The organism is Speluncibacter jeojiensis (genome assembly GCF_029589495.1).
In the GTDB taxonomy this organism is placed as follows: domain Bacteria; phylum Actinomycetota; class Actinomycetes; order Mycobacteriales; family Mycobacteriaceae; genus Speluncibacter; species Speluncibacter jeojiensis.
On the sequence record NZ_JAAIVF010000007.1, the window covers coordinates 143,702 to 159,652 of the forward strand.

19 protein-coding genes are annotated in these 15,951 nt (G+C 68.3%); 5 read left to right on the forward strand and 14 right to left on the reverse strand.

The features are described from left to right. Positions 1–25: 25 nt before the first annotated feature. Positions 26–520: an AMIN-like domain-containing (lipo)protein gene (locus tag G4X40_RS19425; RefSeq protein WP_277834938.1), complete on the forward strand. Its 495-nt coding sequence runs from the start codon at positions 26–28 to the stop codon at positions 518–520. Positions 521–582: 62 nt separating this feature from the next. Here G4X40_RS19425 and G4X40_RS19430 read toward each other — a convergent pair whose 3' ends face one another. Beyond that, positions 583–1,137, reverse strand: a complete 555-nt coding sequence (locus G4X40_RS19430) for a DUF3558 domain-containing protein (RefSeq protein ID WP_277834940.1) — start codon at positions 1,135–1,137, stop codon at positions 583–585. A gap of 17 nt (positions 1,138–1,154) precedes the next feature. Continuing rightward, entirely contained in the window at positions 1,155–1,454 is a 300-nt protein-coding gene (locus tag G4X40_RS19435; RefSeq protein ID WP_277834942.1) for a hypothetical protein, read from the reverse strand. A gap of 152 nt (positions 1,455–1,606) precedes the next feature. Between G4X40_RS19435 and G4X40_RS19440 the strand changes: the two genes are divergently transcribed. Further along, entirely contained in the window at positions 1,607–1,894 is a 288-nt protein-coding gene (locus G4X40_RS19440) for a hypothetical protein (protein WP_277834943.1), read from the forward strand. Continuing rightward, positions 1,891–2,610: a hypothetical protein gene (locus tag G4X40_RS19445; protein WP_277834944.1), complete on the forward strand. Its 720-nt coding sequence runs from the start codon at positions 1,891–1,893 to the stop codon at positions 2,608–2,610. The genes G4X40_RS19440 and G4X40_RS19445 overlap by 4 nt, the downstream gene beginning before the upstream one ends. Before the next feature lie 331 nt (positions 2,611–2,941). Here G4X40_RS19445 and G4X40_RS19450 read toward each other — a convergent pair whose 3' ends face one another. The 6 genes from G4X40_RS19450 to G4X40_RS19475 all read right to left on the reverse strand — a co-directional run bounded on the left by G4X40_RS19450 (position 2,942) and on the right by G4X40_RS19475 (position 7,092). Continuing rightward, positions 2,942–3,427: a hypothetical protein gene (locus G4X40_RS19450; RefSeq protein WP_277834945.1), complete on the reverse strand. Its 486-nt coding sequence runs from the start codon at positions 3,425–3,427 to the stop codon at positions 2,942–2,944. A gap of 47 nt (positions 3,428–3,474) precedes the next feature. Then, positions 3,475–4,062, reverse strand: a complete 588-nt coding sequence (locus G4X40_RS19455) for an LppP/LprE family lipoprotein (protein WP_277834946.1) — start codon at positions 4,060–4,062, stop codon at positions 3,475–3,477. Between the two features lie 63 nt (positions 4,063–4,125). Further along, positions 4,126–5,058 (reverse strand): mycobacterial-type methylenetetrahydrofolate reductase, encoded by a 933-nt coding sequence (locus G4X40_RS19460; RefSeq protein WP_277834947.1) that lies wholly within the window; start codon positions 5,056–5,058, stop codon positions 4,126–4,128. Next, the gene (locus G4X40_RS19465) at positions 5,051–5,836 is read right to left on the reverse strand and encodes a class I SAM-dependent methyltransferase (protein ID WP_277834948.1); all 786 of its coding nucleotides are present in this window, start codon (positions 5,834–5,836) and stop codon (positions 5,051–5,053) included. The genes G4X40_RS19460 and G4X40_RS19465 overlap by 8 nt, the downstream gene beginning before the upstream one ends. 120 nt (positions 5,837–5,956) lie before the next feature. Continuing rightward, the gene (locus G4X40_RS19470; protein ID WP_277834949.1) at positions 5,957–6,580 is read right to left on the reverse strand and encodes a DUF2510 domain-containing protein; all 624 of its coding nucleotides are present in this window, start codon (positions 6,578–6,580) and stop codon (positions 5,957–5,959) included. Positions 6,581–6,654: 74 nt separating this feature from the next. After that, on the reverse strand, positions 6,655–7,092 hold the full coding sequence (locus G4X40_RS19475; RefSeq protein ID WP_277834950.1) for a hypothetical protein: 438 nt from the start codon (positions 7,090–7,092) through the stop codon (positions 6,655–6,657). A 240-nt stretch (positions 7,093–7,332) separates the two neighbouring features. Here G4X40_RS19475 and G4X40_RS19480 point away from each other — a divergent pair, with 240 nt between their 5' ends. After that, positions 7,333–8,406 carry an ATP-binding protein gene (locus G4X40_RS19480; RefSeq protein ID WP_277834951.1) on the forward strand — a complete coding sequence of 358 codons (1,074 nt, stop codon included), beginning with the start codon at positions 7,333–7,335 and terminating at the stop codon, positions 8,404–8,406. A gap of 6 nt (positions 8,407–8,412) precedes the next feature. Here G4X40_RS19480 and G4X40_RS19485 read toward each other — a convergent pair whose 3' ends face one another. Next, the gene (locus G4X40_RS19485) at positions 8,413–9,093 is read right to left on the reverse strand and encodes a DUF4352 domain-containing protein (RefSeq protein WP_277834952.1); all 681 of its coding nucleotides are present in this window, start codon (positions 9,091–9,093) and stop codon (positions 8,413–8,415) included. Positions 9,094–9,288: 195 nt separating this feature from the next. Between G4X40_RS19485 and G4X40_RS19490 the strand changes: the two genes are divergently transcribed. Then, the gene (locus tag G4X40_RS19490; RefSeq protein ID WP_277834953.1) at positions 9,289–12,468 is read left to right on the forward strand and encodes a type I restriction endonuclease subunit R; all 3,180 of its coding nucleotides are present in this window, start codon (positions 9,289–9,291) and stop codon (positions 12,466–12,468) included. Between the two features lie 4 nt (positions 12,469–12,472). Here the strand turns inward: G4X40_RS19490 and G4X40_RS19495 are convergent, their stop codons facing one another. The 5 genes from G4X40_RS19495 to G4X40_RS19515 all read right to left on the reverse strand — a co-directional run bounded on the left by G4X40_RS19495 (position 12,473) and on the right by G4X40_RS19515 (position 15,829). Continuing rightward, the gene (locus G4X40_RS19495; RefSeq protein ID WP_408642260.1) at positions 12,473–13,255 is read right to left on the reverse strand and encodes a cyclase family protein; all 783 of its coding nucleotides are present in this window, start codon (positions 13,253–13,255) and stop codon (positions 12,473–12,475) included. After that, positions 13,192–13,719: a GNAT family N-acetyltransferase gene (locus tag G4X40_RS19500; protein WP_277834955.1), complete on the reverse strand. Its 528-nt coding sequence runs from the start codon at positions 13,717–13,719 to the stop codon at positions 13,192–13,194. Before G4X40_RS19500 ends, G4X40_RS19495 begins: the two co-directional genes overlap by 64 nt. A 10-nt stretch (positions 13,720–13,729) precedes the next feature. Then, the gene (locus G4X40_RS19505; protein ID WP_408642253.1) at positions 13,730–14,389 is read right to left on the reverse strand and encodes a hypothetical protein; all 660 of its coding nucleotides are present in this window, start codon (positions 14,387–14,389) and stop codon (positions 13,730–13,732) included. Between the two features lie 99 nt (positions 14,390–14,488). Continuing rightward, entirely contained in the window at positions 14,489–15,130 is a 642-nt protein-coding gene (locus G4X40_RS19510) for a DUF2461 domain-containing protein (protein ID WP_277834957.1), read from the reverse strand. Between the two features lie 30 nt (positions 15,131–15,160). Next, positions 15,161–15,829 (reverse strand): hypothetical protein, encoded by a 669-nt coding sequence (locus G4X40_RS19515; protein ID WP_277834958.1) that lies wholly within the window; start codon positions 15,827–15,829, stop codon positions 15,161–15,163. Positions 15,830–15,951 lie beyond the last annotated feature (122 nt).

Here is a 15,951-nt window from a genome sequence, read left to right on the forward strand (position 1 = left end):
GCTGTCCAAGTCCGGGAGGATCGACGTGGGGTCCGGTTCGGCCGCTGCGCCCGCCACCGAACCTCCGGTGTCACTGCCGACATTGGAGTCCGTGCCCCCGGGTGTCAGCGCGATGGCGCCGCCGGCAGACGTGGCGGTGACGGACGTTCACATCGAGCACCACCCGGATTTCGATCGGGTGGTGTACACATTGGCCGGGGACGGCACCGTCTTCTGGCAGGCCAAGCGGGTTGCCGAAGCCGTCCAGCACGGCGAAGAGGGTGCGAGGGTGGACGTCGACGGCAGAGGACTGCTGCAGGTCGACATCATGGGGACGTCGCCGAGGACGAGCAGCGGCGCGCAGCAGTATGCAGGCCAGGTCATGTCGCCGGCGCAAGCGCAGTCGATTGCCGCGGTGTCCATCGGTGGGAGCGTCGGACAGATCACCCAGTCGTTCGTCGGCACCGTCGCACCTCACCCGGAATTCGCCGCACACACCATCACGGAACCCACCCAGCTTGCCGTGGACATCTATCGATAGGCGGGGCTCCGGCTGCGAAGGAGCCCATCGGTTTTCGTCAGGGCGTCGACGCCGGCTGCCACTCAGGTGCCGGCAGGCATGAACTGGGAGATCAGCCGAGCGGTGTCCTCGATGCCCTCGCAACTGGGGGCGTCGGGGGCGACGGATTTGGACGTCCGGGTCAGGATCACGATGCCGTAGGAAGTCTGCATCGCCAGCGAGCACCCGCCGTCCTCAGGAATTGTCAACGCCTGGCGTTTGTCGATCACTGTCGGCGTGAAGGCGGTGTTTTCCCGCTTTTCCTTCGCCTGTTCCTCCGCGAAACCGACATTTCCGGACGAGATGCTGATGACAAAGTCTGACGAATTGAAGCTGCAGGACAGGAAGGTGTAGTCGCCGGCGGGAAAGTCGGTCTTGCGGCGGGTCTCGGGACGGTAGCCGAGCTGGGTGATCTGGGCGTCGCTCAGGTCGAGGCAGGGGTCGAAGGCGACCGGCGGGCGACCGGAGTTGTCGGTGATGCGGGGCGTGCGGGTCGTGGTCGGTGCGGCAGTAGCAGAGGTCGTGGGCGCCGCGGTTCCTGTCGACGGCGACGAGCACCCCGAGAGCACCGCGGCTACCGCCAGTGCCAGCACGCCCACCAGGCGACTACTTGTGCTCACAGGTCGGCCGCCGAGTTGCGGAGCCTCGCGGCATTATCGGCCTCCGCTTGGGCGAAGGCCCCGCCACCGGCGGCGAAGTTCTCGCGGATTCGAGTGAGCTCGGCCCGGAACTGCGCGATGCGCCCGCGGATCGACGCCTCACCGTCGACGGCTTTGCGCGCGAATCCGGCCTGCAGCGCCTGCGCTGACGGGATGTCCCCGAACCCGCTGAGCATTGCGAGTCGGGAGGTGTCGTTCTCGTAGACGGCGAGCTTGTCGAGCAGCCGATCGCACTCGGCGACCAACTGCTTTGCCACATCCGGTTCCAGTCGAACTGATTTCCCCATGATTTCCCCCATCACGTTGTCGCGTACGACTCGCCCAGGAATGGTAGTGGAGGAGGTTGCTACCGTGTTTGGGCAGGTGTTGGGGTGGCACGCCGGGGTGCGGTGAGCGGGGAGGGCTCGGGGTGAGTGGCGGAACGCTGGACGTACGCAGTTTGGATCCATTGGCGCAGATTCTGGCGCGCAGCGCCGACGTCCTGGAGAGTGCGGCAGGCAATGTGCACGGCTCCGCGGATGCGGGTGTGTCGACAGGCGCTGTGACGTCGGCGCTGACCGCGGTCAGCGCGGCGATGAGCGCTGTCACGATGGCGGCCGCGGAGTCAGCGGATCTGGTGCAGCGCAACTCTGCAACCTTCCAGTGCACCGAGTCGGACAACGCGGCCGCGTTGCGGCAGGCAGGCGGCGGGTCATGACCGAGGGACTCGACACGCATGTCGCGGGCGACGAGAACTCCTGCCACGCGCTCGCGGCGTCCATGTCCGCCGTGGCGGGCAGCGTGCAAGCTGGTGCCGATGCGTTTCTGAAGGCACGTAGCTCATCTGAATGGGTATGGGCCTCCGGCGATGAGTTCCGCACGAAGGTCACCGCGATGTCGAACACGACCGATCGCGTCGAAGACCAGTGCCGGCGATTTGCTCAGGCGTTGACCGCGTTCGCGAATTCGCTGGCGGCGGTCAAGGCGACGATGGCGTCGATCCGGGCCAGGGCGGTCACCGGGATGCTGACCGTCACCGGTGAGACCATCGACTTTCCGACACTCGGCGGTGCGTCGGCGATGGTGGTCATCGACCAGATCAAGCTGATCGCCTTCGGCGAGGCACTGGAGGGGGTCGCCGCCGCGCGGGTCGCCGAAGCGAACGCGCACCATGCGCTCGAAGCTGCATTGGCACGGGTCACCGAGCAACTCGCCACCGTGCCGAGCGACCCCTCGCTGGTATTGGGCAACCAATCGGCGGGTCGACGACGTCGTGCCCGCGGCGCACACGGTGCTGGTCGATCCCGACCGAAGCGTCGACGGGTGGTCGCCGAACGCGGTGTTGCTACACGGTGTGTTGTCGGCAGCGGTCGACCCGTACGAACTGCGACCCGCTATCTGCTCTGGCCGACCTCGCCGATGACGTCGATGTGATCAGTTCCGGACTCCGTGTGAGTTGAGTTCCACGTCCGCCGGCCCTCGGCGACCCGTGCGTGAATGTGAGACACATCACTCGGACGGTTCGGGAACATTTCCGGCTCAGCGCACATCCAATGTTCGTCCGATCAACGACGAACAAAGGAAAATGCAATGGACGCAATGGATCTGCTCAACACCGGTAGCACTGGCGCGAACAACCTGCTGACCCTCGCGGGAAACGGCGTCGCGCTCGCCTCCAACATCGTGGGCCTCGTCTTCGCCTTCATCTGAGCGCGCCGGGCTCGCCGCCTCGAGAGGGGAGGGCGGCGAGCCGGGGCTCGGCGCGTCAGTTCGCGGTGATGATCTCGTAGTACGTGAACGAATGGCCCATCGCGTCGCAGCTGAAGCTGCCGTGGAATCCGGTCTGGCAACTGGAACCGGCATGGGAGACCTGGACGCCCGCGGTCGCACCCGTCCCGGAGGGATGGCCGACCGTGGAAATGTCCGGGTTCCCGCCCGGCAGCGTGTGCGGTGTCCCGATGTCGAAGGCGGGATGCGCAGGAGCCCAGGGTACGTCGATGACGACCTCGTTGACGGGGAACGGCACCGTCAGATCCGAACTCCCACTGCCGAGGTCGATCGACATGTAGTTCGACGGGCTGGTGAGGTCGCATCCGACCACGCCCGCATCGTCGATCGAACAGTTGAAGATGCCGTCCGAGAAGTAGACGGTGCCGGGCGTGTCGGCGTGCGCAGCCCCGGCGAACAGCACCGGCACCGCCGCGGCGACCGCAACTGCGGCGGCGGCCTTCCTTGGATCAAACTTGCGCATGTCGTCCTCCTCGTTCATCGCTGGGTGTCGAAGTCGGGAAACGGGTTTCACGAGGACGGTGGGAACGTGCCGTGTGCCTGTACGTGCACGCCGTCCCAGGTGAACGTGACCACACTCGGCCCGCCTCGGGGGCAGCACAACGGGTCGTCGTCGATGATCCACCGATACCGTACCGCCACCGAACGTGCGTCGCTGCCGATGACGTCGGTGTACGAGTACGGTTGCGGGGTTGCGGTGCCGACGTATTCGCCATCGTGGAAGAACAGCACCGCGGAAGCGAACGTGCCGTCGTTGGTTGCCGAATCGTCGACCTGCATCCACGACAGGTCGGGGCAGCCGGCGGAAAGCGGTGTGTCATCGGCCTTTCCGACCTGCCACGGCCCCCCGGCAGGAGCGGGTCCGAGCGTTGCGACGGCGTCGCGGGCGAACGCGGAGTTCGCGTCGAAGCAGAGGCCGTGACCGCTGCCGTTCGGAGGTTGTGCCGCGGCGGCGGTCGCCTCAGTGGTCTGCGCAGGAAAGGTGTGCGATGCGGAGGTGTAGTCGGCGTATCCGCGAGAGAGCGGTGGGCCGTTGCCGGCGCAGGCCGACGCCATCACCGCGATTCCCGCGACGATGAACACAGCCCTGGCGCGCATTGCTCGGTCCCAACTCTGCCGACGAAGGTACTGGCTGTGAAATCGCTGCCGCCGGACTCGTTGTTACCGCCCCTTGTGCGGCGCGACCGATTGTGGGGACCAGTAGTCGAGCATCTGAGTGAACGCCTCGCACGCGGAGTTCGAGACGCCATACGGCGCTTCGAGGTTCACGCTCAACGGAAAACCGAGCCCACGTGCCTGGTCGACCACCCGGCGATACAGGTCGACCAGGGCCCGCTGCCGTTGGTCCGCCGCCCGGACAGCCACCTCGGCGACGAACCGTTGTTCGGCGCGCACGTATTCGTTGCCCGGATCGTGCAACAGCCAGTCGATCAGCCCGACCTTCTCCTCGGCGGCGGGTATGAACCCGAACGACAACACGATTTCCGGACGTTGATCGGTGCGCGCGGCGAAGGCGCGCAGGAAGTCCACGATCCGGTCCGAGTAGAGCAGCTGCGTCAGTGCGAACGTCGCGCCGCGCTCGCACTTCTCCACCAGTCGGTCGACTTCGCCTCGGCGAGTGGGGATCACGATGACGCCCGGTCTGCGCATCAACTCGCCACAGCGTGAGAGCGCCTCCGCGACGCCGAGCCCTGGGCAGGCCGAGCGGGGGAGTCCGTGGGGCTTGCCGACGAAGGCCACCCCGGCCATGCCCGCGTCGCACAGTCGCCGTAGCCGGTCGGCGAGCTTGCGCTCGTCCAGCAGTACCGTGACCTGCGCGCACAGCCCCGCGACGCCGTCGAGCCGCGACCGGACGATCTCCCAGAAGTCCAGTACGTCCATGCGTTCGCTCATCGGCACCGGGCGGTCCGAATCCTCCGGGATGATTCCCGGGATCATCACGTGCCCGATCCGGTCGGTGAGACCGTGGGTTCGACACTGTTCGACGACTCGGTCGGCGATCTCGACCGCACGCCCGGCGCCCGCGCTCGACTCGGGCGGTGCCAGCTCGAGCGCCACCGTGTGGAAGGCCGGGGCGCCCGCCTGCTCAGACACGCTCGGCAGTGACAAGCCACGCCGGTGCGAGCAGACGACCCTGGCCGTCGGATTCGAGTGCGGCGATCGCCGCCACGAGCGGTGCGGGCGCGCGTCCTTCGAACTCGGATCGCGTGAATGCCGTTGTGTATGTGGCCGGCCGAACGTTCTGGATGGACCATCCGGTGGCTGCGAGGTTCTCGCGGAGGTTCGCCTCGGTGATCCGGTACGGTCCGGGGAACGCCTCGGGAACCCGGTCGGAGAAGCACAGCAGATGCAGCCGCGCGCCCGTCCGGCACGCCCGGTGCACGGACGCGGTGTAGTTCTGGCGCAACTCCTCGGGGAAGCAGTGGTACAGCGCGCTGTCGATGACCGTGTCGAATCGCCCCGCGTAGCCGGACAATTCGAAGGCGTCGGCGACGGCGAACTCGACCGACTTCGCCAGCCCTCGGGTGCCGGCGCGTCCGCGTGCGATCTCGATGGCGGCGGGGGAGGCATCCAGGCCGACGGTGTGGTGCCCGCCCGCGGCCAGCATCAGGGTGTTCTCCCCGGGGCCGCAACCGATGTCGAGCACATCGCCGCTGAACTGGCCGGACGCCTCGAGTTTGCGCACCACCGGCTGCGCCTCGCCGATGTCCCACGGGACCCGATCGAGCAGGAACTCCGGGGGTGCGCCGCCGGATTCGGCGGCGCCGGACTCCTGACCGGGGTGCGCCAGGGCTGCGAAGTCACCGCGATAGACGGCGTCGAAATCCGAGGGCCGTGGCGGGGTGGACGGCTGGGCGGCCTGCTCACTCATCTGCTTGCTCCTTCCCGACGGGAGCGCCGGGACGGGCCACGCGTCGGGTGAGCTCGTCCACGCACGCGAGAGCCAGTCTAGTGCGCGGCCGGCGCGCGCGGCAGACCTCGCGCGCGTTCGCTATACGGATCCGGTGCGTTCGATGATATTCACCTGCAACTGCGGGACGGTGGTGTTGCCACCGGCCTGGGTGTCGTAGCTGAACGAGCCGAGCACCTTCGCGTACATGGTGACCAGGTCGCCCTTGACGGTGTCCGCGATCAACGCGGGGGTGTCGCCCACGACCATCGTGTTCTGGTCGTAGTCGTAGCCGTCATCGGAGGGGCTGGCCCCGGTCCGGGCGAGGAACCGTCCGGTCCCGGTGGCGGAATCGAACTGGGTGACGCGACCGTAGACGATGACCTTGCGACCGATGGCCGCGGCGGGGTTCTTGGTGATCAGCGCGAAGTCGCGGTCGCTGAGCTGCTCGTAGGTCGACGGGTCCTGCTTGGCGGCCTCCTCGGCCTGCCGGCGCGCCTCCTGCTCCTGGCGCGCCTTCTCGGCCGCAGCCTCGGACTGCCGCCGCTGCTCGGCCTGTGCGGGCGATTCGGTGGTGGTCGCGGCGGCGACGGTGGTGGTGGTCGGCGTGCCGGCAGCGGCCTCGTCGGTCGACTGGGCGGAGCAGGCGGCCAGGCTTGCGCCGATGGTCAGTGCGGTCGCGGCGACGAGCACACGTGCGGTCGTCGAGGTCCTGGTCGAAGTCATGGTGGTCTCCTCTGCGTGTTGGTGAGGGACCGCGGGCCTCGCCCCTCGACGAGGCCCGCGGAAGTGGGGTGCTCTCAGGCCGCGGCTGAGCCGAGCGCGAGCAGCGGCAGCGCCATCGGCAGGACGGTGCTGCCGACGACCGCGCTGCCCACCACGGCGGCGCCGACCAGCCCCGGCGTCGGGTCCGGTGCGGCCACGTCGGCGACCTTGCGCCAGGTGCCGCAGCCTGCTGATACGAATCCGTAGTCGCCGTAAGCGATGGTGACCCGAACCGTTGCGGCGTGGGTGTCGCCTTCCTGGATGACGGCCATGTTGTCCGCGAGCCGTTGCCACAGGCAAGGGCCGTACCCGTACGGGTGGGCCTCGTAGACGCCAGGCGTGATTTCGCTGCCGACGACCCAGCCGCCGTCAGGGAACGCGGTGGCGGCCGCGTTCGCGACTCCCGTGGCGCCCAGCATCAGGCCGGCCGCTGCCAGCGAAACTCCCACGGCCCCTGCGATCTTCCGCACCATGTCCTCCTGTTGAACGTGCGTTGTTCGGTACGTTCAACAGATTCCGCGACGGCGCAGGGATACTGAAGATGGGCGTCGATAATCGGGGCTATCGCGGGAAATGGAGGCGTGGTCTTGTGAGCATCACCCTACCCATATATAAACGATATAAAGCAGCTAAAGGGATATAAGTGTAGGAGGCGGGCCGTGGCAGCACGGAATCCATTCCGACCGTCATTCGGAGCGCCACCGCCGCTGCTGGTGGGCCGCAACGCACTGATCGAAGACTTCGACGACGGCCTCGACGCCGGGCCCGGGGCCTTCGGCCGCGCAACCTTGATCACCGGACAGCGCGGCACCGGCAAGACGGTGCTCCTGAACGCACTCGAGGACTGTGCGAAAGCCCGCGGTTGGCTCACCATCGCCGAGACCGCCACCACCGGCCTCATCGCGCGCCTGGTCGACGACCACCTGCCCAGGCTCCTGGCCGAGCACGACCCGCACGGATTCGACCGCAGGATCACCGGCCTGACTGCCGGACCCGTCGGCATCACGACCACGGTGGTGCCCGACGAGCATCGCCCGCGGCCCACCCTGCGTTCACAGATTGCGCGCCTGACCGACGTGCTCGCTGTCCACGAGACCGGCCTGCTCATCACCGTCGACGAGGTGCACGCCGGGGACCGTGCCGAACTGCGGGAGCTGTTCACCGTCTACCAGCACGCGGTCCGCGAAGAACGCGATATCGGCATCGTCGTCGCCGGGCTCCCGGTCGCGGTTTCCGAGATGCTCTCCGATCAGGTGCTCACCTTCTTGCGCCGCGCCCAGCAGGTCGACCTGGCCGCCGTCGCCAACGCGGATGTCGCTGCCGCCCTGCGCGAACCGATCGAAGCGGCCGGCCGCACCATTGCCGACGAGGCATTGGGTATTGCGGTATCCGCGGTGCGCGGGTACCCGTTCCTGATCCAGTTGGTCGGCGACCTCGCCTGGCGGGCGAACCGCGACGCCACCGACGTCAGCATCGACGATGCCGAGCATGCGGCCCGAAGCGCGCCGCGGAGGATGGGCGCGATGGTGCATGCCCCTGCACTGCAGGGACTTTCCCAGGTGGACCGCGCCTACCTGGCGGCGATGGCCGTCGACGACGGGCCCAGCCGCTCGAGCGCAGTCGCCGAGCGGATGGGTGTCGCCCCCGGGTACGGATCCATGTATCGGCAGCGGCTGATCGATGCCGAACTGATCAGGCCGACAGCACATGGATACGTCGACTTCGCGATGCCGTACCTGCGCGAATACCTCCGCGAACACGCCGTCGGCGACACGCCCGAGCGCTGATCGGGCTCAGCGCAACGACACCTTCGCGCCGCCGGAGAACATCGAGTCGTGCAGTTCGATGTGGTCGGGAACCGCACCGACGGGCATGTCGTAGACGGCCTTGACCGTCACCGTGTTGCCCGGGTTGATCTGGTCCCACACCGGGACGTCACTACCCACGTTGATCGCGGCCATCGGATCGGCCTCGAACTCGCGGCCCTGCGAGTCGTACATCTTCTGGTCGGACGGGCTCAGCGACTTCGCCTTGTTCGAGGTGTTGCTGACGGTCATCGTCACCACCACGAACTGGCCCTGCGCCTTCTGCTGCAGGTACGGATTGTCGCCGACCTCGCTCAGCCCCGTCTGGACGTCGGTGACGACGAACTCGAACTTGCCGTCACGCACCGGCGTGTTCAGTGCCGGGGTGGGCTTGTCGGCGGGCTTGACTGCCGGAGCATCCGGCGCCTCCGGAGCACCGGCAACCGGCGCGTTGGCGGCGCCGGCCGGCGTGCTCGGCTTGTCAGCGCCGCTGTTGCCGCTGACCGACGCGATGACGATCACCACCGCGACGACGCCGACGATCCACGGCCACTTCTTGCGCTTCTTCTTCTCGGGGACCGGCGGCTGCGGCGGCACCGGGTACTGGGGACCCTGCGCGAACTGCGGGGCCTGGGCGTACTCCTGCTGCGGGTGGTACGGATTGGTCACAGTGTGCCTTTCGGAAAGGGCGGGAAGGGGATTCGTGCGTCATCGAGGACCATCTGCGCCGGCACTCCTTCGGTCGTGAAGCGGTGCCCGGATCGTGCCCGGGCGCCGGTGCAGCGGCCGAGAACGGCGTGGATAGGCGGGGTTATCGGGAACTGGGGTTCGCATTCGCCCGACAGGCCTTCTACGTTGATCACCATGACCGATGCACTGATCACGGGCGACCTCGTCGACCGCGGGCTCTCCGAGGACGACTGGGAGCAGTTCGCGCTCGACGAACTGGGCGAACTCGGTTGGATGCACAAGTGCGGCGCGGACATCGCGCCCGGGACGGGCGAGCGTGAATCCTGGGAGGAGCTGCTGATCCCGGCACGGCTGCGGGCCGCGATCGCGCGGCTCAACCCGAGCCTGCCGCCGGAGGTCCTCGAGCAGGCGGTGCACACGGTCGCCGCCGCGGGGTCCAGCGACGCGATCGCGGAGAACCAGGTGATCCACCGCTACCTGACCGAAGGCCTGCGAAAGATCAGCTACATCGATGTCTCCGGTGAGGAGGTCACCCCGACCATCCGGCTGGTCTCCACCGACCCCGACGAGAACGACTGGCTCGCGGTCAACCAGGTCACCGTCGTCCGCGGTGACCACAAGCGCCGGTTCGACGTCGTGCTGTACCTCAACGGCATGCCGGTGTCGATCATGGAACTGAAGAAGGCCGGCAGCGTCGCAACGAGTCTCGTCCAGGCGCACGCCCAACTCCGCACCTACGTGCGCGAGTTGCCGCTCGCCTTCCGCTTCGCGGTGTTCACGCTCGTCTCCGACGGGATCACCGCGAAGTACGGGACGCCGTTCACCGAGTTCAACCACTTCTCGCCGTGGAACGTCGACGACGACGGACACCCCGTTCCGGACGGGGCGCTCACCCCCGCGCTCGAGGTGGCGATCGACGGACTGTGCAACCAGGAGCGCTTCCTGCAACTGCTGCGCAACTTCACCGCCTTCGACGAGGGCGAGTCCGGTCTGGTCAAGCGAATCGCCAAGCCGCACCAGTACTTCGCGGTGACCAAGGCGGTCGGCACGACCGTCCAGGCGGTGGCGACGGGCGGCAAGGCCGGCGTCGTCTGGCACACCCAGGGCTCGGGCAAGTCCATGGAGATGGAGCTGTACGCCAATCAGGTGATCCGGCACCCGAAACTGGCCAACCCGACGATCGTCGTCATCACCGACCGCACCGAGCTCGACGGGCAACTGTACGAGACCTTCGCCCGCTCGCTGCTGCTGCCGGAGCGTCCTGTCCAGGTGCGCAAGCGTGAGGAGCTGCGTCAGGAGTTGTCCGGCCGGACCACCGGCGGCATCTACTTCACCACGCTGCAGAAGTTCGGGAAGACCAAGCAGGAGAAGGAGTCCGGACTCAGCCATCCGCTGCTCACCGACCGCCGCAATGTCGTCGTCGTCGTCGACGAGGCGCACCGGAGCCACTACGACAACCTCGACGGCTACGCGCGGCACCTGCGCGACGCGCTGCCACACGCCACGCTGATCGCGTTCACCGGCACCCCGATCTCCTTCGACGACCGCAACACCCGCGACGTGTTCGGCGACTACATCGACATCTACGACCTGACCCGCGCCGTGGACGACGGGGCCACCGTCCCGGTCCACTTCGAATCCCGGTTGGTCAAGGTGGCGCTGGCCGGCACGGTGAGCGAGGATGAGATCGACGCCGCCGCAGACGAGGCGACCGTCGGTCTGGACGACACGGACCGAGAGCGCATCGAACGCGGTGTCGCGGTGGTCAATGCGGTCTACGGCGCGCCGGCGCGGCTGCACCGTCTGGCCGCGGACCTGGTCGAACATTGGGAACGACGCCGCGCCGAGATGCGCAAGTTCATCGAGGCCCCGGGTAAGGCGATGGTCGTCTGCGCCACCCGCGAGATCTGCGCCAACCTCTACGAGGAGATCGTCGCTCTGCGCCCGGACTGGCATTCCGACGAGCTGACCGCAGGCAAGATCAAGGTCGTCTACTCCGGTACACCAGCGGACGTGGACCCGGTCGTGAAGCATGTGCGGCGCGACTCGCAGAACGCGGCGATCAAGAAACGGCTCAAGGACATGGACGACGAGCTGGAACTGGTCGTCGTCAAGGACATGATGCTCACCGGCTTCGACAGTCCGCCGCTGCACACGATGTACCTGGACCGGCCTCTCAAGGGTGCGTTGCTGATGCAGGCGTTGGCGCGGGTGAACCGCACCTTCCGCGGCAAGGAGGACGGGCTGCTCGTCGCCTATGCCCCGGTGGCCGACAATCTCGCCGCCGCCATCGCCGAGTACACCACCGCCGACCAAGAGTCGAAGCCGTTGGGGCGCAACATCGACGACGCGGTCGACGCGGCGAAGGATCTCATCGGGCTGCTCGAAAAGCTGCTGCACGGCTTCGACTGGAAGGCCCGCTTGCAGGCCGGCGGCCCCCGTCCGTTCCTGGACGCGGTGCTCGCCACCACCGACCACCTGCGCAACCCGCAGACCCCCGGCAACCAGGTCGGGCCGGGGGAGCAGACGCTCGCCGCGCGCTTCCGGACGTTGGCCTCCCAGTTGTCGCGGGTGTGGGCGCTGGCCGGCGGCACCGACGCGTTGCGGCCATTGGCGCGCGAGGCACGGTTCTTCGAAGAGGTCCGCGTCTACATGGCCAAGTTCGACGCAGCGGCGCGGCAGGCCCGCGGCGAGGCGGTGCCCGAGGACGTGCAGCGGTTGCTGCGGCAACTGATGGCGGCCGCGGTCGACTCCGACGAGGTCCTCGACATCTACCAGGCGGCGGGCATCGAGCGGCCGTCGCTGTCGGAGATCAATGTCGACTTCCTCACCACAACCCGCAAGGCGAAGAACCCGAACCTGGCGATCGAGGCGCTGCGCAAACTGATCAGCGAGGAATCGGCGAAGGCGGTCGGGCGCAACGTGGTCCGGCAGCGGGCCTTCTCGGACCGCATCCAAGACCTGATGCGCAAGTACACGAACAGTCAGTTGACCTCGGCCGAGGTCATCGCCGCGCTGGTCGAGGTCGCCAAAGAGGTCGTCGCCGAGGCGGAGCGGGGCGAGCAGTTCGACCCGCCGCTCGACGACGACGAACTCGCCTTCTATGACGCCGTGGCGCAGAACGAGTCCGCCGTCGACGAGCAGGGCACCGGTGTGCTCGCGAACATCGCCCGTGACCTGGTGACGGTCATGCGGCGCGACACCCGCACCGACTGGACGGTGCGCGAGGACGTCAAGGCCAAGCTGCGCACGAAGATCAAGAGGCTGCTCGCCCGTCACGGCTATCCGCCGGACAAGCAGCCCGCGGCGATCAAGCTCGTGCTCGAACAGATGGAGGCGATCGCGGCGGCGTAGCCGCCTACAGCAGTGCGAACACCCGGCACGGCCCGCCGGATCCGCCGGCGTGGGTGGGGGCGCCGACGACGACGGTGGCGCCCACCGGCGGGATCTTGTCCAGGTTCGCCAGCACCTCGACCGCGTACTTGCCCGCCCCGAGCACGCCCACGTGCGCACCGTAGTCGGCGGACCGCCCCGCGTCGACGGTCAGCGTGTCGGTGCCGATGCCGACGATGTTTCGCTCGCGGACCAGGAACTGCACCGCCGCCGGGTCGAAGCCCGGAGTGTGGTGCACGCCGTCCGCGTCCGCGTTGGTGAACGCGCCGGGTGTGGACACCCGGGCAGCCCATCCTGAATGCAGGGCGACCAGGCAACGCTCGGGGAGTGCGCCGTGCTCGCGCTCGAGAGTCAGGATGTCCCGCACTCCGAGCAGCGTGTCCGGGTCCTGCGCCGCACGAGCGGCGATGTCGATCACGGCGATCGGCACGACCAGGTCGCGCGGGTCGATGCGTTCGACGGTGATGCCGCCCAGGCTCGCGTGCGCGGGCGCGTCGATGTGCGTGCCGGTGTGCTCGTGCAGCGCCAACTCGTTGGCGAAGAACTCGCCGCCGGCCGGGTCGAACCGGGAGACCAGGTGTATCTCGAACGGGCGATCACCCGGCCACGCCGGAAAGTCCGGGGTGAGCACGTGCGTCAGGTCCACGACCGATCGGGGCCTTGGCCGACGCGGCGGAGCGCCGGTCACGGGATCGGGTCGCCGTCGCCGACCGGCAGCGTCAACTGCATGAACGTCATGTCGAGCCAGCGCCCGAACTTGCGGCCGACCTCGGGCATCTGCGCGACCGTGCGGAACCCGAACTGTTCGTGCAGCGAGATCGAGATGTGGTTCGTCGACTCGATGCTCGCGACCATCACGTGGATGCCCCCGCCGCGCGCCCGCTCGATCAACTCCGCCATCAGCGCCTTCGCGATGCCCTTGCGGTGGTGGTCGGCGTGCACGTAGATCGAGTTCTCGACAGTGAAGCGGTACCCGGCCTTCGCGCGCCACACCCCGTACGAGGCGAACCCGGCGACCCTGCCATCGTGGTCGGCGACCAGCACCGGGAACCCGTGGGCGCGCCGGTCCTCGAGCCAGCGGCGCCGGCTCTCGACGTCGACCGGTTCCTCGTCCCACGTGGCGGTGGTGTTGAGGATCGCCTCGTTGTGGATCTCGAGGATGCCGGGCAGGTCCGTGTCGTCGGCGTCGCGGACAATCCAGCGGACCTGCATGTCGGTCAGACTACTGCGCCGCGCTGCGGCGGGCCTTCTCCAACGCCGCAAGTGTGCGCAGAATCGTCGAGCGCTGCGCGGTCAGGTCCTTGAGCCGCGCTCGGGCCGCCAGACCCTGCGCCGCCTCGGCCGCCTGGATCTGCCCCTCGACGGAGGTCAATTGCGCGAGCAGTGCGGTCACCCGCTCCTCGAGCGCGGCCAGGTCCGGCGCGTCCGTGGACATCGGCTGAGCCGGCGCACGCTTCGCGGCGGCGGTACCCGCTCGGGAACTGGTGGTGGAGGTCGTGTGGCGCGATGCGGTCTCGGCGACGACGGTCGCGGCGCGCGGGCGGATCATCTTGCGGACCAGTGCCGGGTCTGGCGGCTCGGGCAACCGCATCTGGTTGAGCTCGGTGCGCGCGTCCCGTGCATCGATGCGCCACTGACGCTCTTCGTCGTCATCGGACTGCAGCGTGCCGCCGAGCGGACGCAGGCCGTACATGCCGAGGAACTTGCGTGCCTCGTCGATGACGCCTTCCTTCTCGCGGCATGTGGCACAACGGGGTTCGTTGCGGAGCATCTGAACCGATTCGGAGTCTCCGCACCACACGCAGTCGCCGGGAGTCCATCGTCGGGCTCGGTTGGTCGGTGTCGCGGCGGGGGGTGCATCGAGGGTCTGCGCATCGGTCACGGCGAACCACAATAGGTCACTACCGGCGAGTAGTCGCGTGGGGATGGACGTACGTCCAGCACTGACGTGCCATTACGGTGCCGCGCGTGACGAACGTCTCTACCCCGACTCGCCGACGACCTGTGACAACCACTCGACGAGCGGTGCCATCGTGCGCCACGCCTTGGCCACCTCGGTCTTGCAACGCGGGGTTTCGAGCCATGCCGGACAGCCGAATTCGCGTCCGGCGGTCAGTGACTTGTGTCGCAGCAGTTCGATCCGGGGGTGGTCGGGTGGATACCCCCGCGGGTGGGTCTTGAGCCGGTCGCCGCCGACGGTGAACCCGGCGGCCGTGAGCTTGTCGAGCAGTCGCCGCAACTCGTCGCCGCGCACCTCGTTGTCGATCGCCGCGCGCAGCCGCGCCACCTGTTGCGGGGTGTGCGCGTAGTAGCCGCCGGCGACGAACACCCCGGGCGCGCCGATCTGCAGGTAGTAGCCGACGCCCGGCGCGGTCTCGACGAACCCGCCCAGGTGCGTCTTGTACGGCGACTTGTCCTTGGAGAATCGCACGTCCCGGTAAGGGCGGAACACCTTCGCCGCACCGAACTCGGGCTCCAGCGCCTCGAACAGCGCGAGTGCCGGCGTGCGGACCTGCTCGTCGTAGATGTGTTTGTGCGCCGTCCACCAGGTCTTGCTGTTGTCCGCCTCGAGGTCCTCGTAGAAGTCCAGTGCGGCGATGGGAATGCCGGTGAAGGGGGCCATGCGCCGAGCCTATGTCGCCGGGGGCCGGGTTCAGGCGCACATGGGGCTGCTGCGACCGGCGAGCGCGATGAAGTGACACGCGTTGGTCCGCGAGAGCTTCCAGCTGCCGCCGTCGTCGACGAATGTCAATTGCACGTTGCGGCTCTGACCGGAGAATCCGACCTGGGTGGTGGCGGTGACGCTGCCGTCCGGGTTCGGCACCACCGGTCCGACGACGGTGGCGGTCGCGGTCGGGTACTGCGCGCGCAGCGCGCCCAGCTGGGTGAACAGCGAGGGATCCTGCTGACCGCCCTGTACGAGGGATTCCTTCTGGGCGGCAGGAACGTTCGGGTCGAGTGCGGTGCTCACCAGGGAGTTGAGGTCGGCGATCGAAGGTGTCGACGCGGCGGGTGCGACCGGCGCGGCGGCCGGGGCCTGCGCGGGGGCCGGCGCCGGGGTCGCGGCCTCGGCAGCCGGTGCGGGGGCGGGCGGCTGGTTCGCGGCCGGCGGCACCACCGGTGCGTTGACGACCGGGGCGTGCGTGGTCGGCGCGGGGGCGGTCGTCGGCGAGGTGTGCGCGGCCGCCGTTGTCAGCGGCGCGGCTTGCGTGGTGGTCGCCGCGGCCTGTGCGTGGTCCTGGGTCGTGTTCGACCCGCACGCGGTCAGCGCGGCCGCGGTCACCGCCAGACCCATCAGCGCCGTCACCGGTCGTGTTCGCATCTCAACCACCCTTCCCTCCGTAGCGGCCGCCACTATACGGAAGCGGTGCGGGTCCTGCCGGGGCCGTCGGGAAGCGGGCGGTTAGGGAAACGAGGGTCCGAGGAAGCACCTGTCGCTGCGCG